This is a genomic window from Desulfonatronovibrio magnus, assembly GCF_000934755.1.
Lineage (GTDB): Bacteria > Desulfobacterota > Desulfovibrionia > Desulfovibrionales > Desulfonatronovibrionaceae > Desulfonatronovibrio > Desulfonatronovibrio magnus.
The window spans coordinates 1-21,969 of record NZ_JYNP01000073.1 but is presented as its reverse complement, the minus strand read 5'-3'; the positions used below and the strand labels follow the sequence as shown (position 1 = coordinate 21,969).

General features: G+C 46.1%; 25 protein-coding genes and 1 pseudogene. 6 read left to right on the top strand and 20 right to left on the bottom strand.

Going from position 1 to position 21,969, the window contains the following annotated elements; genetic code table 11:
- The first annotated feature begins 76 nt into the window (after positions 1-76).
- The gene (locus LZ23_RS08845; protein ID WP_052507252.1) at positions 77-463 is read left to right on the top strand and encodes a hypothetical protein; all 387 of its coding nucleotides are present in this window, start codon (positions 77-79) and stop codon (positions 461-463) included.
- 88 nt (positions 464-551) lie between these two features.
- Here LZ23_RS08845 and LZ23_RS08840 read toward each other — a convergent pair whose 3' ends face one another.
- The 6 genes from LZ23_RS08840 to LZ23_RS24575 form a co-directional block, all read right to left on the bottom strand.
- Positions 552-1,367, bottom strand: a complete 816-nt coding sequence (locus LZ23_RS08840) for a recombinase family protein (RefSeq protein WP_198145944.1) — start codon at positions 1,365-1,367, stop codon at positions 552-554.
- Positions 1,367-1,633, bottom strand: coding sequence for a hypothetical protein (locus tag LZ23_RS08835; protein WP_157493160.1), 267 nt, complete (start codon positions 1,631-1,633; stop codon positions 1,367-1,369). Before LZ23_RS08835 ends, LZ23_RS08840 begins: the two co-directional genes overlap by 1 nt.
- Positions 1,630-2,124 carry a helix-turn-helix domain-containing protein gene (locus LZ23_RS08830; protein ID WP_045213419.1) on the bottom strand — a complete coding sequence of 165 codons (495 nt, stop codon included), beginning with the start codon at positions 2,122-2,124 and terminating at the stop codon, positions 1,630-1,632. Before LZ23_RS08830 ends, LZ23_RS08835 begins: the two co-directional genes overlap by 4 nt.
- A 178-nt stretch (positions 2,125-2,302) precedes the next feature.
- A complete protein-coding gene (locus LZ23_RS23975) occupies positions 2,303-2,560 on the bottom strand; it encodes a DUF5372 family protein (protein ID WP_157493159.1) in 258 nt (85 codons plus the stop codon).
- Positions 2,561-2,585: 25 nt separating this feature from the next.
- Complete coding sequence (locus LZ23_RS08825) at positions 2,586-3,518, bottom strand: transposase (protein ID WP_045213418.1); 933 nt, start codon at positions 3,516-3,518, stop codon at positions 2,586-2,588.
- Positions 3,519-3,604: 86 nt separating this feature from the next.
- Positions 3,605-3,898 carry a nucleotidyl transferase AbiEii/AbiGii toxin family protein gene (locus tag LZ23_RS24575; RefSeq protein ID WP_198145943.1) on the bottom strand — a complete coding sequence of 98 codons (294 nt, stop codon included), beginning with the start codon at positions 3,896-3,898 and terminating at the stop codon, positions 3,605-3,607.
- Positions 3,899-4,207: 309 nt separating this feature from the next.
- Between LZ23_RS24575 and LZ23_RS08815 the strand changes: the two genes are divergently transcribed.
- Positions 4,208-4,405 (top strand): hypothetical protein, encoded by a 198-nt coding sequence (locus LZ23_RS08815; RefSeq protein ID WP_157493157.1) that lies wholly within the window; start codon positions 4,208-4,210, stop codon positions 4,403-4,405.
- A gap of 277 nt (positions 4,406-4,682) precedes the next feature.
- Here the strand turns inward: LZ23_RS08815 and LZ23_RS08810 are convergent, their stop codons facing one another.
- From LZ23_RS08810 to LZ23_RS08800, 3 genes and pseudogenes are all read right to left on the bottom strand, one after another.
- On the bottom strand, positions 4,683-7,805 hold the full coding sequence (locus LZ23_RS08810; protein WP_045213412.1) for an efflux RND transporter permease subunit: 3,123 nt from the start codon (positions 7,803-7,805) through the stop codon (positions 4,683-4,685).
- A 7-nt stretch (positions 7,806-7,812) separates the two neighbouring features.
- Positions 7,813-9,126: an efflux RND transporter periplasmic adaptor subunit gene (locus LZ23_RS08805; RefSeq protein WP_198145942.1), complete on the bottom strand. Its 1,314-nt coding sequence runs from the start codon at positions 9,124-9,126 to the stop codon at positions 7,813-7,815.
- A gap of 484 nt (positions 9,127-9,610) precedes the next feature.
- Positions 9,611-9,844: pseudogene (locus tag LZ23_RS08800) on the bottom strand (transposase); the annotation flags it as partial.
- A 296-nt stretch (positions 9,845-10,140) separates the two neighbouring features.
- Here LZ23_RS08800 and LZ23_RS08795 point away from each other — a divergent pair.
- Positions 10,141-11,454 carry a hypothetical protein gene (locus tag LZ23_RS08795; RefSeq protein ID WP_157493155.1) on the top strand — a complete coding sequence of 438 codons (1,314 nt, stop codon included), beginning with the start codon at positions 10,141-10,143 and terminating at the stop codon, positions 11,452-11,454.
- Between the two features lie 60 nt (positions 11,455-11,514).
- Here the strand turns inward: LZ23_RS08795 and LZ23_RS08790 are convergent, their stop codons facing one another.
- The 4 genes from LZ23_RS08790 to LZ23_RS08775 all read right to left on the bottom strand — a co-directional run bounded on the left by LZ23_RS08790 (position 11,515) and on the right by LZ23_RS08775 (position 16,115).
- The gene (locus tag LZ23_RS08790) at positions 11,515-12,294 is read right to left on the bottom strand and encodes a hypothetical protein (protein WP_045213407.1); all 780 of its coding nucleotides are present in this window, start codon (positions 12,292-12,294) and stop codon (positions 11,515-11,517) included.
- Between the two features lie 111 nt (positions 12,295-12,405).
- Entirely contained in the window at positions 12,406-13,287 is an 882-nt protein-coding gene (locus LZ23_RS08785; RefSeq protein ID WP_045213405.1) for an AAA family ATPase, read from the bottom strand.
- 338 nt (positions 13,288-13,625) lie between these two features.
- Positions 13,626-14,651 carry a hypothetical protein gene (locus tag LZ23_RS08780; RefSeq protein WP_045213403.1) on the bottom strand — a complete coding sequence of 342 codons (1,026 nt, stop codon included), beginning with the start codon at positions 14,649-14,651 and terminating at the stop codon, positions 13,626-13,628.
- A gap of 291 nt (positions 14,652-14,942) precedes the next feature.
- Complete coding sequence (locus LZ23_RS08775) at positions 14,943-16,115, bottom strand: site-specific integrase (protein WP_045213402.1); 1,173 nt, start codon at positions 16,113-16,115, stop codon at positions 14,943-14,945.
- Positions 16,116-16,318: 203 nt separating this feature from the next.
- Here LZ23_RS08775 and LZ23_RS25495 point away from each other — a divergent pair, with 203 nt between their 5' ends.
- The 3 genes from LZ23_RS25495 (at position 16,319) to LZ23_RS08760 (ending at position 17,464) form a co-directional block, all read left to right on the top strand.
- On the top strand, positions 16,319-16,549 hold the full coding sequence (locus tag LZ23_RS25495) for a helix-turn-helix domain-containing protein (protein ID WP_045213400.1): 231 nt from the start codon (positions 16,319-16,321) through the stop codon (positions 16,547-16,549).
- Between the two features lie 389 nt (positions 16,550-16,938).
- The gene (locus LZ23_RS08765) at positions 16,939-17,142 is read left to right on the top strand and encodes a hypothetical protein (RefSeq protein WP_045213397.1); all 204 of its coding nucleotides are present in this window, start codon (positions 16,939-16,941) and stop codon (positions 17,140-17,142) included.
- The gene (locus LZ23_RS08760; protein WP_045213396.1) at positions 17,129-17,464 is read left to right on the top strand and encodes a type II toxin-antitoxin system PemK/MazF family toxin; all 336 of its coding nucleotides are present in this window, start codon (positions 17,129-17,131) and stop codon (positions 17,462-17,464) included. Before LZ23_RS08765 ends, LZ23_RS08760 begins: the two co-directional genes overlap by 14 nt.
- On the opposite strand, the gene LZ23_RS08755 is transcribed toward LZ23_RS08760, so the two are convergent.
- From LZ23_RS08755 to LZ23_RS24570, 7 genes are all read right to left on the bottom strand, one after another.
- Positions 17,461-18,120, bottom strand: coding sequence for a hypothetical protein (locus tag LZ23_RS08755; RefSeq protein WP_045213395.1), 660 nt, complete (start codon positions 18,118-18,120; stop codon positions 17,461-17,463). The two genes, LZ23_RS08760 and LZ23_RS08755, sit on opposite strands and share 4 nt — an antisense overlap.
- A gap of 85 nt (positions 18,121-18,205) precedes the next feature.
- Positions 18,206-18,424 (bottom strand): DUF2283 domain-containing protein, encoded by a 219-nt coding sequence (locus LZ23_RS08750; RefSeq protein ID WP_045213394.1) that lies wholly within the window; start codon positions 18,422-18,424, stop codon positions 18,206-18,208.
- On the bottom strand, positions 18,421-18,690 hold the full coding sequence (locus LZ23_RS08745) for a DUF4258 domain-containing protein (RefSeq protein WP_045213392.1): 270 nt from the start codon (positions 18,688-18,690) through the stop codon (positions 18,421-18,423). The genes LZ23_RS08750 and LZ23_RS08745 overlap by 4 nt, the downstream gene beginning before the upstream one ends.
- Positions 18,691-18,793: 103 nt before the next feature.
- The gene (locus LZ23_RS08740) at positions 18,794-19,714 is read right to left on the bottom strand and encodes a transposase (RefSeq protein ID WP_045213390.1); all 921 of its coding nucleotides are present in this window, start codon (positions 19,712-19,714) and stop codon (positions 18,794-18,796) included.
- Positions 19,715-19,837: 123 nt separating this feature from the next.
- A complete protein-coding gene (locus LZ23_RS08735; protein WP_045213389.1) occupies positions 19,838-20,308 on the bottom strand; it encodes a hypothetical protein in 471 nt (156 codons plus the stop codon).
- Between the two features lie 87 nt (positions 20,309-20,395).
- Positions 20,396-21,487 (bottom strand): hypothetical protein, encoded by a 1,092-nt coding sequence (locus LZ23_RS08730; protein WP_045213388.1) that lies wholly within the window; start codon positions 21,485-21,487, stop codon positions 20,396-20,398.
- A gap of 59 nt (positions 21,488-21,546) precedes the next feature.
- A partial coding sequence (locus LZ23_RS24570) for a hypothetical protein (RefSeq protein WP_045213383.1) occupies positions 21,547-21,969 on the bottom strand: 423 nt, incomplete at its 5' end.

Sequence of the window (21,969 nt, the reverse complement as noted above, 5' to 3'; positions counted from 1 at the left end):
ATCAAGGTGCAATTTTTTACTGACGACATCTTAAATTCTTTGATACGGTTCTTCCAGATTACGAGGGGGAAGGACCTTGCCAGACAAAAAATACTATATACGAGGCCGTCATATAGGCGATGATGACCTGGATATGATCCGGGCTGTCATTGCCGATCATTGGGACAAAGGCCGATCCGCCATCTCAAGAATCCTTTGTCAGAAATGGGATTGGCGGCAGGCTAACGGTCTTTTAAAGGAACGCGGCTGCCGGGTCCTGCTTCTCACGCTTGAAAAGAAAGAAGAAATCAAGCTGCCTCCCCGGATGTGGGAGAGCTTCAGGTTTCCCAAGCGGGCCGACCGCCGGGAATATGCACACGATACCACTCCACTATGTGGCACGGTCTCCGATTTTGGCTCATTGACAATCAAAACAACCTGTCCCTACTTTCTACTTGTGGTTGCTGGGTTGAGAGGAATGTAGCGAAATGTGGTGAAAATGTCAACTAATCAACCTGTCCCCACTTTCTAATAATTCTGTATCCGGCAGTTTCTGAGAGTATTTTTTCCCGTTAGCATCCTGGCGATGACGTGTCCTGCCGAAAAAAAAAAGCTCCGGCGTAACGCGGATTATTCAGAATTCTCAGGGCTTGTGAGGTAAGAAGTGGCCCCCATAATATATGATCTTTGTTGACCTTTTTTTGAGCATAACTGGGAAAGTTCAGTCCCTGCTCCCGGAATGCTTTGACTGTGGCCGAGGCAGAACCGGTACGATTAAACGTTTCGAAAAAAAGCCTCAGGCTTTCCTGGACCTGCTGGTCTGGATGAAGTCTGACCTTTTTATCCGGTCCATACTCAAAGCCCACAGGGAGCCTGACTGCAAGTTCTCCGCGCCTGGCTTTGTTCAGAATACCGCCATGAAGTCTTGCCTTGAGCACATGCAGTTCAGCTTCGGACATGGTCCCCTTGAGACCCAGCAAAAGCCGGTCATTGAAATGGGCCGGGTCATAGAGTCCGTCCTCGTCAAGAATCAGGGTGTCGGATAGGGCGCACATTTCAAGAAGGCGGTGCCAATCTGTGCAGTTGCGCGCAAGCCTGCTCACCTCCAGCCCGATAACGATACCGACAAGCCCCAATCCCACATCCGTCACTAACTTTTTAAAACCCATCCGGTCTGCTGCTGAAGCTCCTGATTGGCCCAGATCATTGTCCACGACCACAAGTTGCTCCAGGGTCCATCCAAGCTGCACAGCACGCTGGCGAAGGGCGTATTGACGCTTTGTACTCTCCGTGTTTTCCACCACCTGCCGCAGAGTAGACTGTCTCACGTACAGATAGGCGCTGCGTCTCAGGTGTTGTGACTTAATTTTTCCCTGCGTATCCTGCATTATAGCTCCTCCTTGTGAATGGCCCCCACCATTGCTGCCAGGAGCATTACTATTTCCTCACAGTTTGCCGGCAGGTTTGAAACAGGTTGCGGTGCAGGAGATGTTGCTTCTGCATTCTGGTCGTATTCCTGACATTTGCCGGCCCAGACAGCCATGCCCTGGGCTCTTAACACAGCCATACCCCACCTTCTTGCTATTTGTTGACTCCCAAGGTTTATAGAGCGAATTTCCTCGTAATATCGGGTCAAAGGACAATCTTTATTCACTGGCCATCCTGGTCTTTTGCCTGGATTTTCTGTGCCCTTTTTTTTTCTAAACGTCGAACCGCCTTTTCCAGGCTGCGACGATGAATTTTGATGCCAAAGTGCTCTTCAATTTTTTCCAGAAGGGCGGCGGTACTCATGGGCTGTTCTTTTTGGCGGTCTTGCTCAATGAATTCAAGAACTTCTCCTGTGAGCTTATACCCCCCACGAGGACCGCGCTTACGTGGCAGCAGACCACATATCCCCTCCCGCTCAAAGTCAGCTGCGATCTTATAGAAAGATGGTCGCGAAAATCCAAAGGATGAAGCCGCATGGCTTATCGGCTCGCTTTTTTTGTGGACCTTTCGCAACATTTCATACTTGACCTGGACCAAATCCCTGGGGTCAAAAAAATCATTAGTTATGAACAGGGAATCAGTCACAGGGTGGGTGTTGAATGCCCCTGAATCTTTCAGGGATTTTTCCTTGGGGTCTTTAGGATGATTGCCGGGCATTTGCTTCTCCTGGTCAAAGTTGCCTTGTGTTAAGCTTATTATGCCGTAACATTTTTAATGTCAAGGAGAAATGTGCGTTTATTGTGTAATTTCAACAAATTATCTGGCCATAAATATGAGCAAAACAAATGCTGAGATTGAAAATAGGCATAATTAAGTTTACACTGCCGGCATAATTTTATTTACACTGACCGATTTCATGACAAAGACCATCAAGCAAATCAGCAAGCCTTAGCAATGATTCAAAATGCAGAGCACTACGGCCTTGAGCTATAGCAATATAGGGATCTTCCCCCACCACATCAGTCCATGATGCGGGCACCTGCCTCAATTGCTCCGACGAATCATAAAAATATACGCGATGTTTTCCCCAGGATTTACGGTAATCCACGAGCTCAAACTCACAACCGCTCAGGGGATGGAAAGGATGGGTCACACGGAAAGTTCTGTTCTGAAGGTCTTCACTTGCTGTAGTTGATGGATGAGGCCAACCTCTTCATGGAATAAACCCCATCCACCCCGCCAACCGGAGTGAATTTCCTGGTATCCTTGGACCCCAGCAAGTGCTTAACCTGGTCAAACACCTCCTGAACAAAGTCTTTGCCTCCGATCACCCCGGAGTCAGTAAAATACCTGCATCTGTACCTGAACCGGTCAGTCCTGGATATCTTGTAGCCTTTCTTTCTGGCTTTTTCCACGATCTTCTTATCCATGGTCTTGCCTTTCCCGGCATCCACAGCGCCTGTTTCATATACAAACTGCCTGTACTTGCGAACTATCTCCTTGGGATCAAACTCGTTCCATTCCTTCATGCCAAAGTCCAACAATAGCCCGTCTTTATTCCCGGTCTGGGTATGGTAGCCCAGAGAACACCAGCGGTAATCCTCCGGTTTTTTGACAATACCCGCACGAATAGGGTTGAGGTCCACATAAGCCAGCAGGTTAACCAGACTTAACCCGTCCTGAACAATCATACTCTTGAATCTATCCCCCCAGAAAAAGCCTCTGCGGCCATACTTCTTATTGAAATACCTGGTAAATCCCTGCTTAATGTCCTTCACATAAGCCCCCAGGTTAGTCAGGCGCTTGCGGTAATCAGAAACAAGCACCCCGGTGACCTTAAGCTCATCTCCATAATATTTCTGCAGCCTCTCTTTTATCTCTTCATCCGTAGGCTCGGATTCAGGATACATGCGGATTACCAGGTGGAAGTGGTTGCCTAAAAGTGCGAATCCCAGCACGTCAACAAAATAGAGTTGTGACAGCTTTTTGATCAGGCCCAGCAGGAAGTCATTGTCTTTATCTTTTATAGGCAGGCCCTGAAGAGCTGTTCTGGAAACAATATGGTATACGCTTGGCTGATTATCCCGGATAAATCTGGCTATTCTGGGCATGGGGCACCTCCATAAAGGCTTGTGGTTGCTGGGTTGAAACGAATGTAGCGAAACATGGCAAAACAGTCAATCTAAGAACCTGTCCCTTATGTTGCGATGAAGTCGATCTCGCCCTGTCCCAGGCGCAGCTTGAGAAAAGAGGATTGTTCGTCGTAGATTGAGGTCAGGTCGGCGACCTGGTCGTTCAAGCGGGGCGAGAGACTGGTCAGGTACTGGGGGTCCGGCAGGAAGATGTCGATGTCCCGGCTCAACCTGTGCCCGTAGCGCAACATCAGCACGGTCCCGCCGCCCAGGGTCCAGAGGGGGCGCTGGGTCGCGGGCAGGGTCTCCAGACAGCGCAGGGCGCTACGCAGCAGACTTTTCCAGGTCTCGTCGTTCAACAAGCCACTGCTCCACCGCAGGTTTGGGGTCTGTCGGCGCCACCCATGTCCGATAGCAGGCCAGGGCCTGCCCGGCCGGTATATGGCGGCTCCGGAGAAAGCAGTCCAGCCCGTTCAGGGAAACCTCGGTGAACAGGGCGATCAGATGCGCCCTCCAGGGCCGGGCCGGAAGGTCTTCCCTGATCGCGGCAGCCAGACTGTCTGCGTCAATCTCCCCGGGCAGGGAGGCGTTCACCGTGCCCAGCATCAGGGCGTCGGCCATGGGAGGCGGAAGGTGCAAGGTCATGTCGGCCTGCTGATGGAATGTTTGTGAAATCTCTTACAGATGACAACCGGGTTGATCAATCCCTTTTCCATCAGGAAGCAGGAATCCATCACCTGCTTGCCGCACAGGGCCGGGCTGTCCTGGACCGGCAAAATTCAGCGTTGCAGCCTGTTGAGCAGATTGACCATCCTCAAGCATCCCACAGACGAGAGAGCCGTGACCGAAAACGCGAATCCTGGTAACTTCTCAAAAACTCCGGTCAGATTGATCTGGATGCCGGCATACGCCGGCATGACTTCATTGGCACTACGCAGCATTTTCAATTCATTTCGACGAAAGTCGGAATTCAGGTCTTTTCATCATGACTTCAATTGCCCGGAGGTATTGAGAAGGTACAAAATGTCTGTCGCTACCAGGAGGTTTGCCATGACTGCATCTCTACTTTCTTGTCATGGAGGACACGCCGAGACGGCGTGAAAATCTTGTTTCCCCGCCAGGGCGCGGTCCACTCGCGCCCTGCTACGTTTTTTTCCCCCGCACCTTCTCCACCGCGCTCGTCACCAGGGCGTACAGGAACGGCACAAAGATCACGCCCAGGAAGGTGGCCGCGATCATCCCGGCAAAGACCGATGTGCCCAGGGCGTGCCGGGAAGAAGCCAGGGCCCCGGTAGCCGTGACCAGGGGCAGGACCCCGAAGATGAAGGCCAGGGAGGTCATCAGGATCGGCCGAAAGCGGACCCTGGCCGCTTCCAGGGCCGCGTCCCTGGCGTTCATGCCCCGCTCGTAGGCAACCTTGGCGTATTCCACAATGAGCACGGCGTTCTTGGCTGCCAGGCCGATGAGCATGACCAGGCCGATCTGGGCGTAGATGTTGTTATCCAGGCCGCGCAGCCACTGCCCGCCGAACGCGCCGAACGCGCCCAGGGGCAGGGCGAAGAGCACGGCCAGGGGAATGGCCCAGCTCTCGTACAGGGCGGCCAGGCACAGGAAGACCATCAGCAGGGCCAGAACAAAGACCGGCCCGTACTTGCCGGCGGACTCCTTCTCCTGCAGGGCCATGCCCGTCCATTCGTACCCGAAGCCCAGGGGCAGGGTTTGGGCCGCGGTTTCCTCCAGGGCCGCGATGAGCTGGCCGCTGCTGGAGCCCGGCGCGGCGCTGGCAGTCACGCTCACAGACGGGTACACGTTGAACCTGGAGATGTATTCCGGGCCGGAAATATCGCTCACCGTGATCATGGTGGACAGGGGAACCATGTTGCCTTGGGCGTTGCGCACGTAAAAATTCTGGATGTCCTCGGGCCTGGCCCGGAACTCGGGCTGGGCCTGGAGCATGACCCGGTAGGTCCGGCCGAACTTGTTCAAATCGTTGATGTACAGTCCGCCAAGAAAGGCCTGCAGGGCCGAATAGATCTCGGTCAGGGGCACGCCCATGTTCTTGGCCTTGTCCCGATCCAGTTCCAGCATGAGCTGCGGCACGTTCATGGAAAACGTGGTGAACGGACTGCTCACCTCCGGGCGCTGGGCCGCAGCAGCAATGAAGTCGTGCGTCACCCGGTTCAAGTCCTCCATGCCGGCCCCGGTCCGGTCCTGGATCTGGATCTCCACGCCGCCCGTGGCCCCCAGGCCGGGAATGGGTGGCGGGGAAAACCCGAACACCAACCCATCGCCAATGCTCCAAAAAAACTTGCCGGCCCTGGCCAGGATGGCGTCCAGGCTCAGGTCGGGCGTGGTCCGCTCATCCCAGGAATCCAGGACCACGAACAAGGTCCCGGCATTGGAAGAAATCCCTCCGCCCAGCAGGTTGAACCCGCCCAGGGAGATGTAGCCCCGCACGCCCGGGGCGTCGTCCAGGTAGGCCTCAATCTTGCGCAGGACCGCATCCGTACGCTCCAGGGAAGCAGCCGGCGGCAGCTGTGCGCTGACCAGGAAATAGCCCTGGTCCTCGGGTGGCATGAAGCCCGTGGGCAGGATGCGCAGCAGCCCGTAGGTGGAGCCGAAAAGCGCGGCCAGCACGCACAAAGTCAAGGCCCAGCCGCGAATGGAGGTCCGCACCGTGGCGGTGTAGCCCCGGGTGCAGGCCTCGAAAAAGCGGTTGAACTGCCGGAAAAACCAGGCCAGCGGGCCGCGACCGGGCCTGGTGCGCCGCAGGAGCAGCGCGGCCAGGGCCGGGCTCAGGGTCAGGGCATTGAGCACCGAGATCCACACGGATACCGTCAGGGTCAAGGCGAACTGCTGGTAGAGCACCCCGGCGATACCGCCCAGAAAGGCCACCGGGATGAACACCGCGGCGATCACCAGGCCGTTGGCCACCACAGGGCCGGCCACCTCTTCCATGGCCTTGAGGGTCGCCTCCCGGGGCGCCATGCCTTTCTCGTCAATGTTCAGCTGCGTGGCCTCCACCACCACGATGGCGTCGTCCACCACCAGGCCGATGGCTAGGACCAGGGCAAACAGGGTGAAGATGTTCAGGGAAAAGCCAAGTACCGGGAAGGCGATGAATGCGCCGATGAGGGACACGGGCACGGCGACCATGGGGATCAGGGTGGCCCGCCAGTTCTGCAGGAACAGGAATACCACAAGAAAGACCAGGGCAAAGGCCTCGAACAGGGTATGCACCACCTCCTCAACGGACCTGGAAACGAATTCCGTAGTGTCGTAAAGGATCTCATAGGCCACGTCGTCGGGAAAGGCCTCGGACAGCTCTTCCATGGCCGCGTAAAGCTCCTTCACCACGCCCAGGGCGTTGGCCCCGGGAAGCTGGTAGATCATCAGCGTGGCCGTGGGTTTTCCGGAAAAGCGGCTGAACATGTTGTAAAAATCCGCGCCCAGCTCCACCTGGGCCACGTCCCGCAGGCGGACCGCGGCCCCGTCGTCTGCGGTCTTGATGATCACGTCCAGAAATTCCTCAACTTCCGTGAGCTGACCGCGGACCCGGACCGTATACTGAAAAAGCGTTCCCGGAGGGGCCGGGGCCTGCCCGACCTGTCCTGCCGGGGCCTGGACGTTCTGGTCCTGGAGGGCCCGCTCAATGTCCGAGGCCACGATGCCCATGGAGGCCATCTTGTCCGGGTCCGCCCAGATGCGCATGGAAAAATCGCCGGCCCCAAAGGCATCCACCTTGCCCACGCCGGGCAGCCGGGCCAGGGCGTCGGTCAGGTTGATCTTGGCGTAGTTGATCAAAAACAGCGCGTCATAGGTGTCGTTGGGCGATGTCAGGTTCACGGCCAGGAGCATGTTCGTGGACTGCTTGTTCACCGTGACGCCCAGGCGCTTGACCATGTCCGGCAGCTTGGGCTCGGCCAGACTGACCCGGTTCTGGACGTCCACCGCGGCCAGGTCCAGGTCGCGGCCCACGTCAAAGGTGACGGTCAGGCTGTAGCTGCCGTCGTTGGAGCTGGTGGAGGACATGGAGATCATGCCTTCCACGCCGTTGACCTGCTCCTCGATGGGCGCGGCCACGGCCTGTTCCACGACCTCGGCCGAAGCGCCGGGGTAGGTGGCGCTGACATTGATCGTGGGCGGGCTGATTTCCGGGTACTGGGCCACGGGCAGGCTCATCAGGGCCATGATCCCGGCCAGGGTCATGACAATGGACAGAACCGAGGCAAAGATGGGCCGGTCGATGAAAAATTTGTACAGCATGGGGGGCTCACTGGCTCACGGATGCTTCATCGGCTGACGGCGGAGCATCCGGCATTGGACTGTGCGAAGCGCCGGCTGGTTCCGGGGCCGCGTCCGGGGCCGCGTCCGGGGGCAACTCCTGAGACGGAGCCTGATCCTGTTCCTGGGCCAAGTCCTGGGCCTGCTCCGAGGACTCCAAGGCATAGGAGACCACTGTGGGGGCGACCGGCATTCCGGGGCGCAGCTTCTGCAAGGAGTCCACGGCAACCTTCTCACCAGGCTCCAAGCCGCTGCTGACATGCCAGAGATTGCCCATTCTTTGGCCCATCTGCACGGGACGCGAGGCAACCTGATCCTGGGCGTCCACCACGAACACGCTTTTGCGGCCCAAGGTGTCCATGACCGCCTGCTGGGGGATGAGCAGCAGGTCCCACTCCCTTTCCAGGGTCACCCGGACCCGTCCGAACATGCCCGGCCGCAGCATGCCGTCCGGATTGGGAAAAACGGCCCTGGCCGCGACAGTGCCGGTCTTGGGGTCCACCTCGCGGTCGAACATGTCCAGGTGGCCAAGGTGATCGTAGACCACTCCTCCGGCCAGGGTCAGCTGGACGTCCAGGTCCTTGATGATCTTCTCGAAGTCGTCCCCGAAATGGTCGGCCATGTTCAGGTAGTCTTCTTCGCTGAGATAAAAATAGAAATGCATCGGATTCACGGTGGAGATTCTGGCCAGCAGGGTGCTGCCGGCATTGACCAGGGCCCCCTTGTCCACCTTGGCGAAACCGATCCGCCCGCCAATGGGCGAAGTGATCCGGGTATGGCGGATGTTCAGCTTGGCCAGGTTGACGCTGGTCTCGCTGACCACCACGTTGGCCGCGGCCTCTTCTTCCTTGATTTGCTTCAGGTCGAACACCTCCTGGGAAATCAGGGCCTGGCGCAGCAGGGTGGCGTAGCGCTGGGTGTCCTTGCGGGCCAGGTCCAGGCTGATTCTGGCGTAGCCGAGCTGGGCCTCGGCCCTGACCAGGTCCTGCTCGTACTGGTCCGGATCGATCAGGAAAAGCAGCTGTCCCTCGCGTACCAGGGCGCCGTCCGCGAATTTCCTCTCCAGCAGATGACCGTTCACCCGTGAACGGATCTCCACGGTTTCCACGGCCAGGGTGTTGCCTACAGCCTCGCCGTAGATGGGCACGGTCATCATCCGGGCCTGGATCACCTGTACCGGGAAAGCCGCCGGTGGCGCCGGCGGCGGAGGCGTGTCGCCGCATGCCGCAACCAGCAGCGCCAGGACTGAAACGAGGATTGCCGCGACCCTGTTCGGTCGCCGCGGCCGGCCTTGCGCATTCATGAATCTTCCTCCAAATCTGTAGTGATGATACCGAACGCTCCTTTGGACGCATGATGAGCACGACATTGAAGCAACTGTCAACATGCATCAGTGCCTGGAACAGGGCATTTTTGTTCTCATCATTTTTCTCTGGAAAGACGGCTGGTTTACCCTGTTTGGGACGGCTCGAAACTCCCTCTCCGGCCTCGTACCATCAAACCGTTGCGCTATGAAAACAAGAAGTTGCAATGATATGTCCGGCAACGGCTTGATGAACGATGCCTGGTTCGGTCAGACAGTCGATCCGTCCCAAACAGGGCAAACCAGCCTCAAACAATACAGGTGGTTACGTGAGAACAAAAATGCCCTGGTGCCTGGAAAAATCGCCTTGCCGCCCTTGAAAAAAATGGTCGTGGATCGCGGCCACGGCCCTGCGCAGATCCGCTTCTTGAACAATTGTCAACTAATCAACCTGTCCCTACTTTCTTTACTCTCAGTCCCCACTCTCACTATCTGTCGGATCAGATTCTGGGTACATGCGGATTACCAGGTGGAAGTGGTTGCCTAAGAGTGCGAATCCCAGCACATCCACAAAGTAAAAAGAGCTGAGCTTTTTGATCAAGCCCAGCAGGAAATCATTGTCTCTGTCCTTGATGGGCAGGCCCTGAAGTGCTGTTCTGGATATTACATGGTATACTGTAGGTTGGTTTTCACGAATAAATCTGGCTATTCTGGGCATGGTAGAACCTCCATGAATGCTTGTGGTTGCTGGGTTGAGAGGAATGTAGCGAAATGTGGTGAAAATGTCAACTAATCAACCTGCCCCCATTTTCTTTTTTATCTACTGTTAACTTAATAAGCTTTTATTCAAAACCTTGAACCCTTGTAAGTTTATACATGTAAAAACTTTCTAACAATATTAATAATAAATATTTATGTATGCTATGCAACAAACAGTCGCGAAAGATTATTTGAATGTCATGAAAAGAACAGTGCTGAATCTCCGCGAACAACCCAAATACCTACGAGAAGATTATGAAGTACATAATGGTTACTGAGCCTAAGTTAGAAAAGGAAAATAAGCAAACAATAATTGATCTTTCTTTTAGAGTGTCAGGATCATATCTGATGTCATTGACAAGCCTTACAAAAGCTAAGGATTATAATATTGAACACCTTGGTGATTTTAAAAGAAAAACTAATGAACTCAAAGTATATCTATCAAGCATAGAAGTGTTAAAAAAATATGAAGATAGGCTCAAGTTGTTTATTGATTCAGGTGGATACTCAATCATAAAAGGAAATATACCTTTTACAAAGACAATTCAGTATATAGGTGCTTATCATTATGTTCTTGATGAATGGAAAGATATTTATGATGCCATATTTTCTCTGGATATTCCTAAATGGAGTAATAATGAAGCAGTTAACACAGAAAAGAATGTCAGAGAGTTTAACAAAATGTCACTTAATAAAAGTAAAGAGATTATCAGAAATAATCCTACAGTTCAGGAAAAATTTTATTTTGTATGGCAATTTGCCAGGCCAGGGCAGCTTGATATCTGGGATGGGTTATATGAAGAACTGAAACTTAATGAGCTTATCAAGGCCAGGGCTATAGGTGGTTTAGTAGGGCTAAGAAGTGTAATTAAGTCAAAAATAAGCTATAGTTTATTTATTGATATGGCTGTCAGGTGTTTTCATGATCATATTAACAGTCCATTTAAAGATGAACAGTTCCGGCTGCACTTTCTGGGTGTATATCAGCCTTATGACAGGTTTGCCATAGCTTTGCTTTCTGGCGTAATCGAAGCTTTAACAAAAAAAGAACCGCTTCTAACCTATGATACCAAATACTATTTTACATCTGCCCTTTTTAAATCAAGAGATATGCAGATATGTTGCTTTGATGAACATAAAAATTTAGAGATTGTTCCTAAGTTAAGTAAAGTTAGTGATGAAGTAGTTAAACAAGTATATGGAGAATATAAAAATATATACGAAGATTCAATGAAAAGTATAAATCAAAATCAAAAGTTATCAAGTCTTGAATATTGCATACCATTGTTAATTTATTCTAATAGAATAATTGACGAATTCTTTGAGGATTCGATTGAATTATTTAGTTTGCCAGAAAAAATATTAAAGTGCAAGTCACTAAAAGAGTTAATCAAAATTCAAGATAGTTTTATGAGCGAATATATAAACATACATTCTGATATATTTAAAGATATCGATATTGAGTATATAAAAAGTAATATTGAACGTATGTATAGTACATTCTCAGTATACAAAGATAGAGATGAGCTAACTAAAAAAATTAATAAGGTTCAGGAATGTTTTAAATGAAATTAGCTAAAAAGTCTGGATGCATTATCATATTTTGCATCCAGACTTTTACTGTTTTTTTTATTCAATTATTGGTGGTAATAATCTTTCAATTACATAGTATCCTTGAGTGGTCTCAATATTGTCTGCATACGCATGAGTAAATTTTGCCCACTGATTTGATACGAGATAAAAATCATCATCTTCACTCACCAAGCAAACCAAAGCCTGATTAAAATCTGTAGCCAGCAACGATTGTGCAGCAAAGGTAAAATTATATTTTTGATTATTAAGCATATCTAACTTTTGACTATCAAGAGCAAATTTTTTATCTTTAACTAAATAATAATCGTTGAAGCCAATAAAATAAAATCTGTCATTATCTGTATTGAAATGTAATGTATGGTATTTTTCATATGATTTAGACATATTTATGTATGATTTATTAGGTTCGATTAATTCTGGAGTTAAATGTATCGTGCTTAATACTTTTGCATGTTTTTCATCAAATAATTTAACGGCGAATTCTTTTAAGACAGGCTTTCCAAGTTCAATTATTTTGTGATCATCTTTTGCGATTATACTCATATCTTCAGAGCTATTTTGATAAAATATAACATTAGAATTGTTAGCAAGTGTGCTCAGATTTTTTAATGAAGTGTTTGTCAAGTATATAGAAATATCTTTATCAAAATTAATGTTTAGATTTGATAGATCTATAGATACTTCTACTGTACCTTCAGTATTAATTTTTAAAGCGTTGTTTGATATTGTAAATACTTCTTTACTAATGTTTAGTGTGTTTAAAACTTTTAGAAAGTTGGCAAAAGCAAATGGCTCAAGGGTTGCGATCTTGTACATTCTGACCTCCATGATATTGTTTATGACCCGGACAAAATTTTTCAATTTTTTACCAATTTTTTCTGGGCAGGCAGGCTCTCAAGTTTATCCTAAAGCCTGCCTGCAGTAGTTTTATTGAATTCGTCCTTGTATCGTGCGGTTCAATAAATACGACTTTCCGTGCTGCCGAATGACATTATTTTTGATCATTCTTGATAATTGTTTTCTGATTGCTTCCTGATGCATTTTCAAATCTTTTGCGATCTCTTTTTTTGTTTTTCCGACAATTGCATCAATTAATGAGTCAGCTATAATTTTTTGTGTTTTAGTGATAGTAAATCCTTCGTATATGTTTTTAATGTATTTTAGATATCCTTCTTCAAATTCAAACCTATCTTCAACCTGTCCATTATATCTTGTATTTCCAAATATTAATGTATCTCCATATGTATCTTCTTGAATATAGCCAAGTTTATTTTGTACCGTGCCACCAATGGCGACGCTCCCAATGGGATCATTTATATTGTTTGCTGTAACATTTTTGTTTGTATGGAATAATAAAATCATGTGGCATTTATATTTTTCACATATTTTTTGATAAACTTTAAGATCTTTTTTGGCTCGACGGTATCTACGCTCGCTAAATGAATCAAAGTTGTTCATCATGTCTATGATAATTATCTCTGGTTTTTCCAAATTAATTTTACTTTCAAGAGCAAACTTTAGTAAAGCTTCGCTAACTTCAAAGTCAGATTCATCTAAAATAGTTAAGTTGTTTTTTATCGAATCATAATTAATATTAAACTTATTTTCTATTAATCTATATATATTGTCTTTACCATCTTCAAAATATATATACAGCAGTCTTTTAGTTCTGATGGTCTCATCATTGAAATAATTGTGTCCAGACGCCAAAGATGCAGCAATCTGCAAAGCCGACGTAGTTTTGCCTGTTTTTGGCTTCGCTGCCAATGATGTTAATCCTGGATCATCGAACAAGCTCAATATTTGCATAGTATCTCCTGTGTAGCGAAGTTAGACGTTAATTGACGCACCTCTCCATTTTCATTATTTATAAATGAATTAGTATTATTGAATTATTTTGATTATTTTTTTGGATTAATTTAATGATATGTAATGAGAGGCAGGAATTAGATACGTAATCTGGGTTATCAATATTTTTTTGTTGTGTTATTTCATTCGCTCCTCCGTATTTTAAATTGTTTTTCTGTGAATATAATATTTCTTTATTCAGTTATATTCACATTCTACACATTCAAAATACAGAGATTTCTGCAAAATTAACGAGGCTAACGCTGTAAATACATATCTAATAATCCAGTGCTGAGTTCTTATTTTATTAAAAGAGCCAGATTGCGGACTACTGCTCTGTTCCACGAGCTTTTTCCGCGTAAGGTAGGTATGTTGTTTTCGTCGAGCAGTTCAGCTAATTGAGCATAGCTTTTAATATCTTCTTTTGATCTTTCTTGATTAATCCATTTTATCAATAATTCTTTGTCAGGTATATTATTGACAATACTATCTTTGATGTCTTGTATAGATATTTCTAATGTCACGTCTTGTTTTGATTTCTGATCTTTCGCGAATATTTCTATATCTTCTGGTATTTGTATTTGGACAAGTTCATATTCCTTCAAACAGGTTTCTATCTTTTCCCTTGATATTCCTAAATCATTTTCCAGTTCAGTCAGTCTTTCTTTTAGAATGTTGTACAGATTTATTTGTTCCATATTGTGACTAAAAGTCCTGGTCAGCCCAGCATTTATTTGAGGCACCATTTCTTTAATCAGTACTTCCATCCATTCTTTCTGCGCTGTTATCCTTTTATCAATTTGTTTTAGCTCTTCTTTAATCTCTTCAATATCAGATGCTTTAATTTTTTTATATGTTTCTTCCTTCAGCATCTCTTCTCGTCCTTCATCCTCCTTTATCCTCGGTAGTCGTCCTTCCTGGTCCGTCCTCATCTGTAGTCGTCCGTTCTCGTCTGTTGTCGTCCGTTCTCGTCCGTTGTCGTCTGTTGTCGTCTGTTCTCGACTGTTATCAACTGTTATCAAAAACTTTCTAGCAACATTTTCATCAAACCACTCCTTAAAGCTTGCTAATTCTGGGTTTTCGGGTGGTATGCTTTGTGCATCTTCCAATATGTCTCTTAGCATCAAAAATGAGTATCCTTGGCTCTTGAGAAAAAAAATTTTATCAAAAAAATGTATAAATACAGACCAGTAGCGAAAATGACGACCGTCATGCAGCCCTGCCAGGTGATTTTCAAAAATGTTTTTACATTCGATAACAGATCTGTGGTTTATTTGTAATTTCTTGGCTATTTCCAGTAATGTTACCAGCTTTTTTGTTGCCATGATGTAATTAGCCCCCGCTGCAAAGTGTTGTCAGGTGTTGCTAGCTTGATGCTTTGTAGCATCATGAAGTCAGATATAATTTACAAAAATGAAACTCTCAGTCTGAAATCGTTTCACTCTTGAAATTATTGAGTTTTTCCGTTTTTTCACCGACCATCCAGACCTTCACCGACCATATACCGACCACGTCCGGTTGGAATGTTTCATGACTTGTTCAGTTATATTAATGTTTTATATATCAAAAATGACCGTCCATATACCGACCACGCACCTTGAAATTGAGCATATGAATTACTTATTCGTTTTATTTTTTACATATTTATTTATTTTTCTTCCTACTAAGTTTGCTGCTTCGCTCAGGGTGTCCTTGGCAAGATGAGCATATCTTTCGGTAGTACTTGAGTCGTTATGGCCAAGCAGTTTTTGGACTTCATATAAGGTTCTGCCACTGTTGATCAGAATGCTTGCAAAGTTATGTCTTAAGTCGTGCATGCGAACATCTGGCAAACCAGCTTTTATTCTTATTCTGTCCCAAGTCCCATGAATCCAGATATACGGCTTGCCGGTTTTAGGGCTGGGAAAGACATAAATATTGTCATCGTTGTTTGTTTTTCTTCTGTACAGTACATCCAAAGCAGCCTCAGACAGTGGTATATAGCGGGTTTTCCCGGATTTGCTCAAAGGGATTTTCCAGATTTTATTTTCAAAATCCATGTCTTCCCATAACGCATGAACAGCTTCTCCGCGCCTGGCTCCAGTCAGGATCAGAAATTCTATTAAGTCTGCCATTACTTTGCTCTTGCATTTCCGTAGCTCTTCAAACAGCCTAAGTGTTTCTTCTTCTGATAAATATCTTTCAATTATCGTATTATCCGCCAACTTCCTGATCTTCGCGACTGGAGACACCATTAGAATTTCCCAGCGAACAGCAAGGTTGAATATGTATTTTACCAGGGCCATTGTTCTGTTGACCGTGCCTGGTTTAGCCCCTTTGGAAAGCATCATTGACTGAAAGTGCACAAAGTCCTCCCTGCAGAATTCTATCATCTTTTTATGACCCCAGAGAGGAATCAGCCGTCTTTCCAGGACTCGTTGATCCTCTGACCAGGTTTTTTTATGAATTTTGACGAAAGGCAGGTACTGTTCTCTGGTAAAGGTCTTAAATAGTGGTGATCTTTTAAATTCATCCAGTTCAACACCAGGGTTAATACCCATGATATTTTGAGATCTGATCTGTCGGGCCTTGCTCCTGGCTTCATCCAATGAAAGACTGTCGCTTGGCCCTATGCGGAACTGTTTCTTGCGTCCGGCCTTATCCCTGAATCTTTGGTAGTAGGTAGCTTTACCGTTGCTCCGGACCTCCAGCATAAATCCTGGAACATGAGTGTCGAAGTATTCTATTTTAGGACCGTCTGGCAGAGGTGGGTTTTGGACAAAGCCTGTAGTCAGGTTGATTTTGGGCATACTTTCCTCCTTTTTAAGTCAAATAGCGATTCTAAAACTCTCAGTCAAGCACATATTATGTTTTATTGTTCTCTATATATTATGATAAAATATATATATATGTACTTATCAGCACTATATATTATTATATAGTTACTTTTTAAGACTCAATTGACTGCAAATGCTTATACATATACTGAAAATATAAATTCAAGAGGTATAGAATGATTGCACCATCCCAGATCAGAGCCGCCAGGGCGCTCCTTCGGTGGTCCCAAAAAGATTTATCTGAAAAATCAGGTGTTTCTTTGAGGGCTGTGAATAAGTTTGAGAGTGAAGAGTGTGATCCCAGGCTTAGCACTGTTAATGCGATGCAGCATGCTCTTCAGAATGAGGGAATTATTTTTGTTACTGAGATGGATAGGGTAGGCGTGTTCTTACGGTTCAAACAATGACGGAGCTTATTAGATTTTTATGGTCCAGCTGTAACTTGTAATTTTTTCAAGATGAGCCCGGACAAAATTTTTAAGTTTTTTACCAATTTTTTTGTGTATAGCAGCTGCCGGATGATTTATTGCTATTTCTCCCTTTCGTTTTGCCATGGTCATAAAGACCGAAGCCACAGAAGCCCCATACAGGCCTTTCAAAGGCAAAAGATGACTTCAGGTATGCAAAAACCCACAAAAGCTCTTAAAAAGGCTGATATAAGCTTTAAATTGGAAATGGCTGTTTTGGGTGGAAGTTGAGCTATGTTTATCCAAGCTTCTGGCTTGTGATCATTGCCAACTGATAATTTCCGATATAGTAATCCTAAGAAATTTAAAATTTATTCCAAGAGGATCTTATGAAAGCCTATGAATATGTCGCTGAAGTTTCACCCGAGGGTCATCTGTCAATTCCAGATGATTTGAAAGATAAACTTTCTCATACACCAAAGGTAAGGGTGATGCTTCTTCTTGAAGATGACGAGCAGTCATGGAACAGATTTGCCAGATCTGAGTTTTTGAAGGGATACTCGGAGAAGGATTCTGTTTATGATGGATTATAGTTTCGGGGATGTTGTCCTGGTTAGCTTCCCTCATACAGATTATGCAAGAGTGTCTAAAAGACCAGCCCTGGTTATTTATGATGGAGAGGATCAAGACATTCTTCTGGCAAGGATTACATCGCAGATATATTCATCCGAGGCTGATTATTCAGTTGCTGACTGGCAGAAAGCCGGTCTGATTACAGAGTCATATGTGAGGTTAGGCAAGCTGGCTACCATTGAGAAAAGATATGTCATCAGAAAACTTGGCCAGCTACTGGCATATGAAAAAGACAGCGTAAAGTTGATTCTTCAGAAAATAATATGTGAAAGGTCAGATTAACCCCGAACCAACCTGGTAAAAAAATCAATAACCCTGCCGGTTCTGCTTTGCTTGAATTTGTCTCTGGCCTTTAGAATCTGCAAGGCTTTAGGTTTGCCCATAGGTACAAATCCATTCTCATCCATAAGCCCAAGCTCAAGCATCTCTTTGGAGCGCATAGGATCATCAAGGTGAGGTATTAGCTGAATCTGTTCCCGGAGTATCCTGGACTGTTCTTCTACACTAAGTGGTTTTCTGGGTTCATATCTTTTTTTGAATTCTTTTTTGTACTGAGGCAGGACAGATCCGAAGTTGTTCATATAATCATTAAAAGATCCAAGGCAGGTTCTGATTGTAGACCACTGGCTTTTTCTATATAGCCCGGCCTGAAACAGGAGTTCGTAGTAGTCGTCCTGCAGGGTCTGGCCTCTACTTTTGTAGGTTTCGGCAAAGTTTTTTAATGCCTGGATTACTCTATGTTTTCCTCGGTCGTCAGTAAGCAGATTTTCCCATTTCCGGGCTATCTCCAGTAATCTCGGGTACTGTTTTTCAGAATATGCCTGGTGTAACAGTCTTTCCAGGGATTTTGCCTGGTTGACCAGGCGGTTATGCTCCCGCTGCATTAATATGGCTATAAGCGGTTTGTCTGGGTGCATAGGTACAAAAAAAGCCAGCAAGTTATCCCTGCTGGCTGAATTTTTTTATTGCTGGGTTTCAGTTTTATTCAGTATCTCACTTAAAGCCCGTGCATCTGGACAAACACTATGCTGCAGCTGTTTCTCTGATAACTGAGAAATCCAACTGACTCAGTGGGTCTTTTTTGGTCCTTTCAGACGCATCAAGTATCTCAATGGATACAATTTTATTATCATGAGCATAATCAATAATTATTCCACCAACTTCAATAGATTCGGTTATCGGCTCATCGGTTAAAAATTCGATATTCATCAGGTCATGCTTAGGATCATATTCTATCTTCATTGTTTTACCTCCCAGTATCGGGATATTTGTGAAGTTAAATAGCCTGTAATAACAACAATCTCGCTGTGATCTTCTTCATAAACTACTCTGAGAAGATAATCAGACTTGTTAAGCTGATATTGTTTTTGGGCTACAGATCTACCTCCGTGACCTTTAACAATCTGTTCGGGATTGTTGACTGTTTCAAGTACCATAAATTCATCTACACCTCTCTGTGCAAGCTTTTTCTTGGCCAGGGGGATAATTTTTATCTGTTTGGTACTCATAACAGTTATTTAGAACATCCCAAGTAACTTGGCAAGCTCCAATAAATACAACCATCCTGCTGCAGGTGCATTCGGAACGGCCCGGCTAAACCTGAAATGGTTTTCAGCCCGTTCCCAGCCTCTTCATAGAATAAACTCCCTCCACCCCGCCAACCGGAGTGAATTTCCTTGTATCCTTGGAGCCCAGCAAGTGCTTAACCTGATCGAAGACCTCACCCACAAAGTCTTTGCCTCCGATCACTCCGGAGTCAGTAAAATACCTACATTTGTACCTGAACCGGTCAGTCCTGGATATCTTATAGTTCTTCTTTCTGGCTTTTTTCACGATCTTTTTATCCATGACCTTGCCTTTACCCGCATCAACAGCTCCAGTCTCATATACAAACTGTCTGTACTTGCGAACTATCTCTGATGGATTGAATTCATTCCATTCCTTCATGCCAAAATCTATGGACAGAAGGCCGTCCTTATTCCCAGTCTGGGTATGGTAGCCCAGAGAACACCAGCGGTAGTCTTCCGGCTTTTTGACAATCCCGGCCCTTATGGGGTTCAAATCGATATAAGCCAGCATATTCACCAGAGTCCTTCCCTCCTGCACTATCATGGATTTAAACCGCTCACCCCAGAAAAAGCCGCGCCTGTTATGCTTCTTATTATAATACCTGGAAAAACTTTGTTTGATCTCCCGTACATACTCAGAAAGGTCAGTCCATTTTTTGCTGCACTTTTCATACTCCTTGTCGCCAAAGTAAATATCTTCACCGTATCGGTCTGAAAACCTTTCTTTTACTGCATTTCTTTCCGCGAATTCCCTGGGATAAACCTTCACGGCCAGATGCCAATGATTCCCCATAATTGCGAATCCCAGCACGTCTATAAAATAGATCTTGCTGAAATATCTGATTATATCCAGAAGTTTGTCTTTTTCAATGTCACCAAGTGGAAAGCCGGGTAGGGCGGTTCTTGAAATGACGTGATATACAGTTGGTCTATCTGGGAGAGTGAATCTGGCGTTTCTGGGCATGGTGACCTCCAATGGTCAGAGGTTTAAGTTGTGAACTAAGACAAAAGGTATGATGCCTGGTTGTGGGCTGTCAAGAAAAAATGTAGATTTTGTCTGTCCCTAATTCTTATTCTGATATGACACTCAAAAAACCAACCACCAAACAATAAAACCTATAATCAATAAAACCAGAATTAGACAGCCCCGTGGCGGCTCAACTTGATTCTGATCCTGCTTGTGCTTTTTGTACTGTGGTTTTATTTGACCAAAGCCATCAAAGTAATGCCTCACTGGTCCATATTTAGCTTCGAGTCTGCGCCATCTCTGGGATTGAACAATACGCACTGCCTTGTAGACATTTAAGGCGTGATCTTCAGTTAGGTTCTCATAATCCGAAACAAAAGTATTATAAAAATCATCTAAAGCTTTCCGCAGTGCCGGTCCTTCTGTGTCATCAGGTCCAAGCTCTCTGTCCAGCCTTGCAAAACAGCGCATTAAATGTTTTTTGGCTTCTTTCCAGTCTGGGTAATTGATTATCCGTATGCAAGTATCAGATACAGGTTTAAGGCGGTTGTTGGCTCTTTTTGTGTGGTGTACTGCTTCTGTTTTGTTCATTGCTTCATTTTATTCTCTCAGTAATAATGATTCATTATTATATAGTGCACCGAGTTTCAGTAGACAAAAGGCCAATAAAATTTGTTCTCACTCCTCGCCAATGAAGAAATTTATAAGATTTTTAAACACTTCCCCCCATTGTACAAGAACATCCCACCACTGGGCAGGTGAGTTGCTGATGACTTGTCCAAAAGTTAATATTACTGCGATGATGGTAAGAAATATAGTAATGCGTTTAAATTTCTTATCTTGTTGATTGGCTCTTTGTTCTTCTCGCACCTGGAGTTCAGCATGAGATAAATGTCCTAACCTTTCAATTTGATTGACTAAATCATTGTGCTGTGAACTTACAGTGCTGAAAGATGAAAAAAAAGACGCACACTTGGTTAGTTCGTGTCTTGATGGTTCCACAGGACTTTCAAAATAAAAACGTGCGTCGAACTCAGCTAAAGCTCTCTGTAGTTTAACCAAGTTTAAGCAAGCTTTATCCCTACATGTACTTTTTTCATCCAACGCCTCGGACACCTTAAGGGTGGCTTGTTGCATAGCCAACTCGTAAGCCTTATATAGTCCAAACAGTTGGATTTGTCTGATGAACTGTTCTGGATAACCATTATTCATACTATCAAATGCCCTTAACATAGCAAAACCTTCTGCTTGGGCTACTAGTGCTGATTTTTCAGCCCGAAGAGGTAATACAGCTTTCTTTTCTTTAGTCAGTGTGCCTGAGCCTCTTAAAAATTGAGATACGTTAAAAGGAGCTTCTCCTCTACTAGTTAAGAGTGTTTCAGGCAACCATGCAGCTTTGCTAATGAATCGTAAGTCGGAAAATTTAATGTCTTGCATGTAATTACTTGTGATGCCTAATTGAAAAAGATTAAACTTAGCATCACACATTAACCTCAAAAGGTTGTCAGTATCATTGTCGTGACCTATCAATACACACATAAAACGTTGAGCAAACGAAATAGTGTTTGTATCTGCACTTTTGAAATATTCCATCCCGTACAGCCGAAAGAAATCCCAGCCAGCAGGAGGCTTGCTAAAAACTTGTTCAACTACTCTAACGCCTAAATCAAGGCCACCAGTCAAGTATTTGGTGTTATATTGTTCTCCTTGGATTTCAGCATTTGGACAATCATATAGAAGGCCTATGAAATTTCTCTTTTCATTACTCATAAAGTTTTCCCACAAAATTTTGCATTTCTATGTATCTTTTTCGCCCTTTTCTGGTATGGTTACGATGTGCTTGAACATCCATACTCCATAGGCCGCATCCATTCAGCCGGAACTTCCAGACCCCACCCGGCCTTATCCGCCTGATCCCGGAGCAGCCGTAATACCTGGTGCGCCTCAGTGCGAGGCAGAGCAAGACCGGCTATGGGCTCAGCATCTACAGATTTAAGCCCGAGGGTAAGTGTTTCCTCCTGTGCCTGGATCTGGGCTTCAGTGGCGTAGTAAGAGGCTGGTTCTTTACTTCCAGACTCTGTTTCCGGCACTTTACCGGGTTTCCTGTTCACCACGGCTGCTATGTGCTCCATCTGCATTACCTCGGCAGAATCTGGGGTTCTGGAGGCAGTAGGGCTGGTACTGGTCAGCTTTTCACCCATAGACTTCAGAAGCATACCCAGCAGCCTTCTGGAAATATAGGCTTTTCTGGA

Excerpts from the sequence above, each read along its gene's own strand:
- LZ23_RS08760 (WP_045213396.1), top strand. The coding sequence starts at position 17,129 with ATGATGGATTATAGTTTCGGGGATGTTGTCCTGGTTAGCTTCCCTCAT.
- LZ23_RS08830 (WP_045213419.1), bottom strand. The coding sequence starts at position 2,124 with ATGCCCGGCAATCATCCTAAAGACCCCAAGGAAAAATCCCTGAAAGAT.
- LZ23_RS08775 (WP_045213402.1), bottom strand. The coding sequence starts at position 16,115 with ATGCCCAAAATCAACCTGACTACAGGCTTTGTCCAAAACCCACCTCTG.
- LZ23_RS08810 (WP_045213412.1), bottom strand. The coding sequence starts at position 7,805 with ATGCTGTACAAATTTTTCATCGACCGGCCCATCTTTGCCTCGGTTCTG.
- LZ23_RS08745 (WP_045213392.1), bottom strand. The coding sequence starts at position 18,690 with ATGAGTACCAAACAGATAAAAATTATCCCCCTGGCCAAGAAAAAGCTT.
- LZ23_RS25495 (WP_045213400.1), top strand. The coding sequence starts at position 16,319 with ATGATTGCACCATCCCAGATCAGAGCCGCCAGGGCGCTCCTTCGGTGG.
- LZ23_RS08730 (WP_045213388.1), bottom strand. The coding sequence starts at position 21,487 with ATGAGTAATGAAAAGAGAAATTTCATAGGCCTTCTATATGATTGTCCA.
- LZ23_RS08840 (WP_198145944.1), bottom strand. The coding sequence starts at position 1,367 with ATGCAGGATACGCAGGGAAAAATTAAGTCACAACACCTGAGACGCAGC.
- LZ23_RS08780 (WP_045213403.1), bottom strand. The coding sequence starts at position 14,651 with ATGGCAACAAAAAAGCTGGTAACATTACTGGAAATAGCCAAGAAATTA.
- LZ23_RS08795 (WP_157493155.1), top strand. The coding sequence starts at position 10,141 with ATGAAGTACATAATGGTTACTGAGCCTAAGTTAGAAAAGGAAAATAAG.
- LZ23_RS08765 (WP_045213397.1), top strand. The coding sequence starts at position 16,939 with ATGAAAGCCTATGAATATGTCGCTGAAGTTTCACCCGAGGGTCATCTG.
- LZ23_RS08805 (WP_198145942.1), bottom strand. The coding sequence starts at position 9,126 with ATGAATGCGCAAGGCCGGCCGCGGCGACCGAACAGGGTCGCGGCAATC.
- LZ23_RS08825 (WP_045213418.1), bottom strand. The coding sequence starts at position 3,518 with ATGCCCAGAATAGCCAGATTTATCCGGGATAATCAGCCAAGCGTATAC.
- LZ23_RS08790 (WP_045213407.1), bottom strand. The coding sequence starts at position 12,294 with ATGTACAAGATCGCAACCCTTGAGCCATTTGCTTTTGCCAACTTTCTA.
- LZ23_RS08740 (WP_045213390.1), bottom strand. The coding sequence starts at position 19,714 with ATGCCCAGAAACGCCAGATTCACTCTCCCAGATAGACCAACTGTATAT.
- LZ23_RS08785 (WP_045213405.1), bottom strand. The coding sequence starts at position 13,287 with ATGCAAATATTGAGCTTGTTCGATGATCCAGGATTAACATCATTGGCA.
- LZ23_RS08735 (WP_045213389.1), bottom strand. The coding sequence starts at position 20,308 with ATGAACAAAACAGAAGCAGTACACCACACAAAAAGAGCCAACAACCGC.
- LZ23_RS08750 (WP_045213394.1), bottom strand. The coding sequence starts at position 18,424 with ATGAAGATAGAATATGATCCTAAGCATGACCTGATGAATATCGAATTT.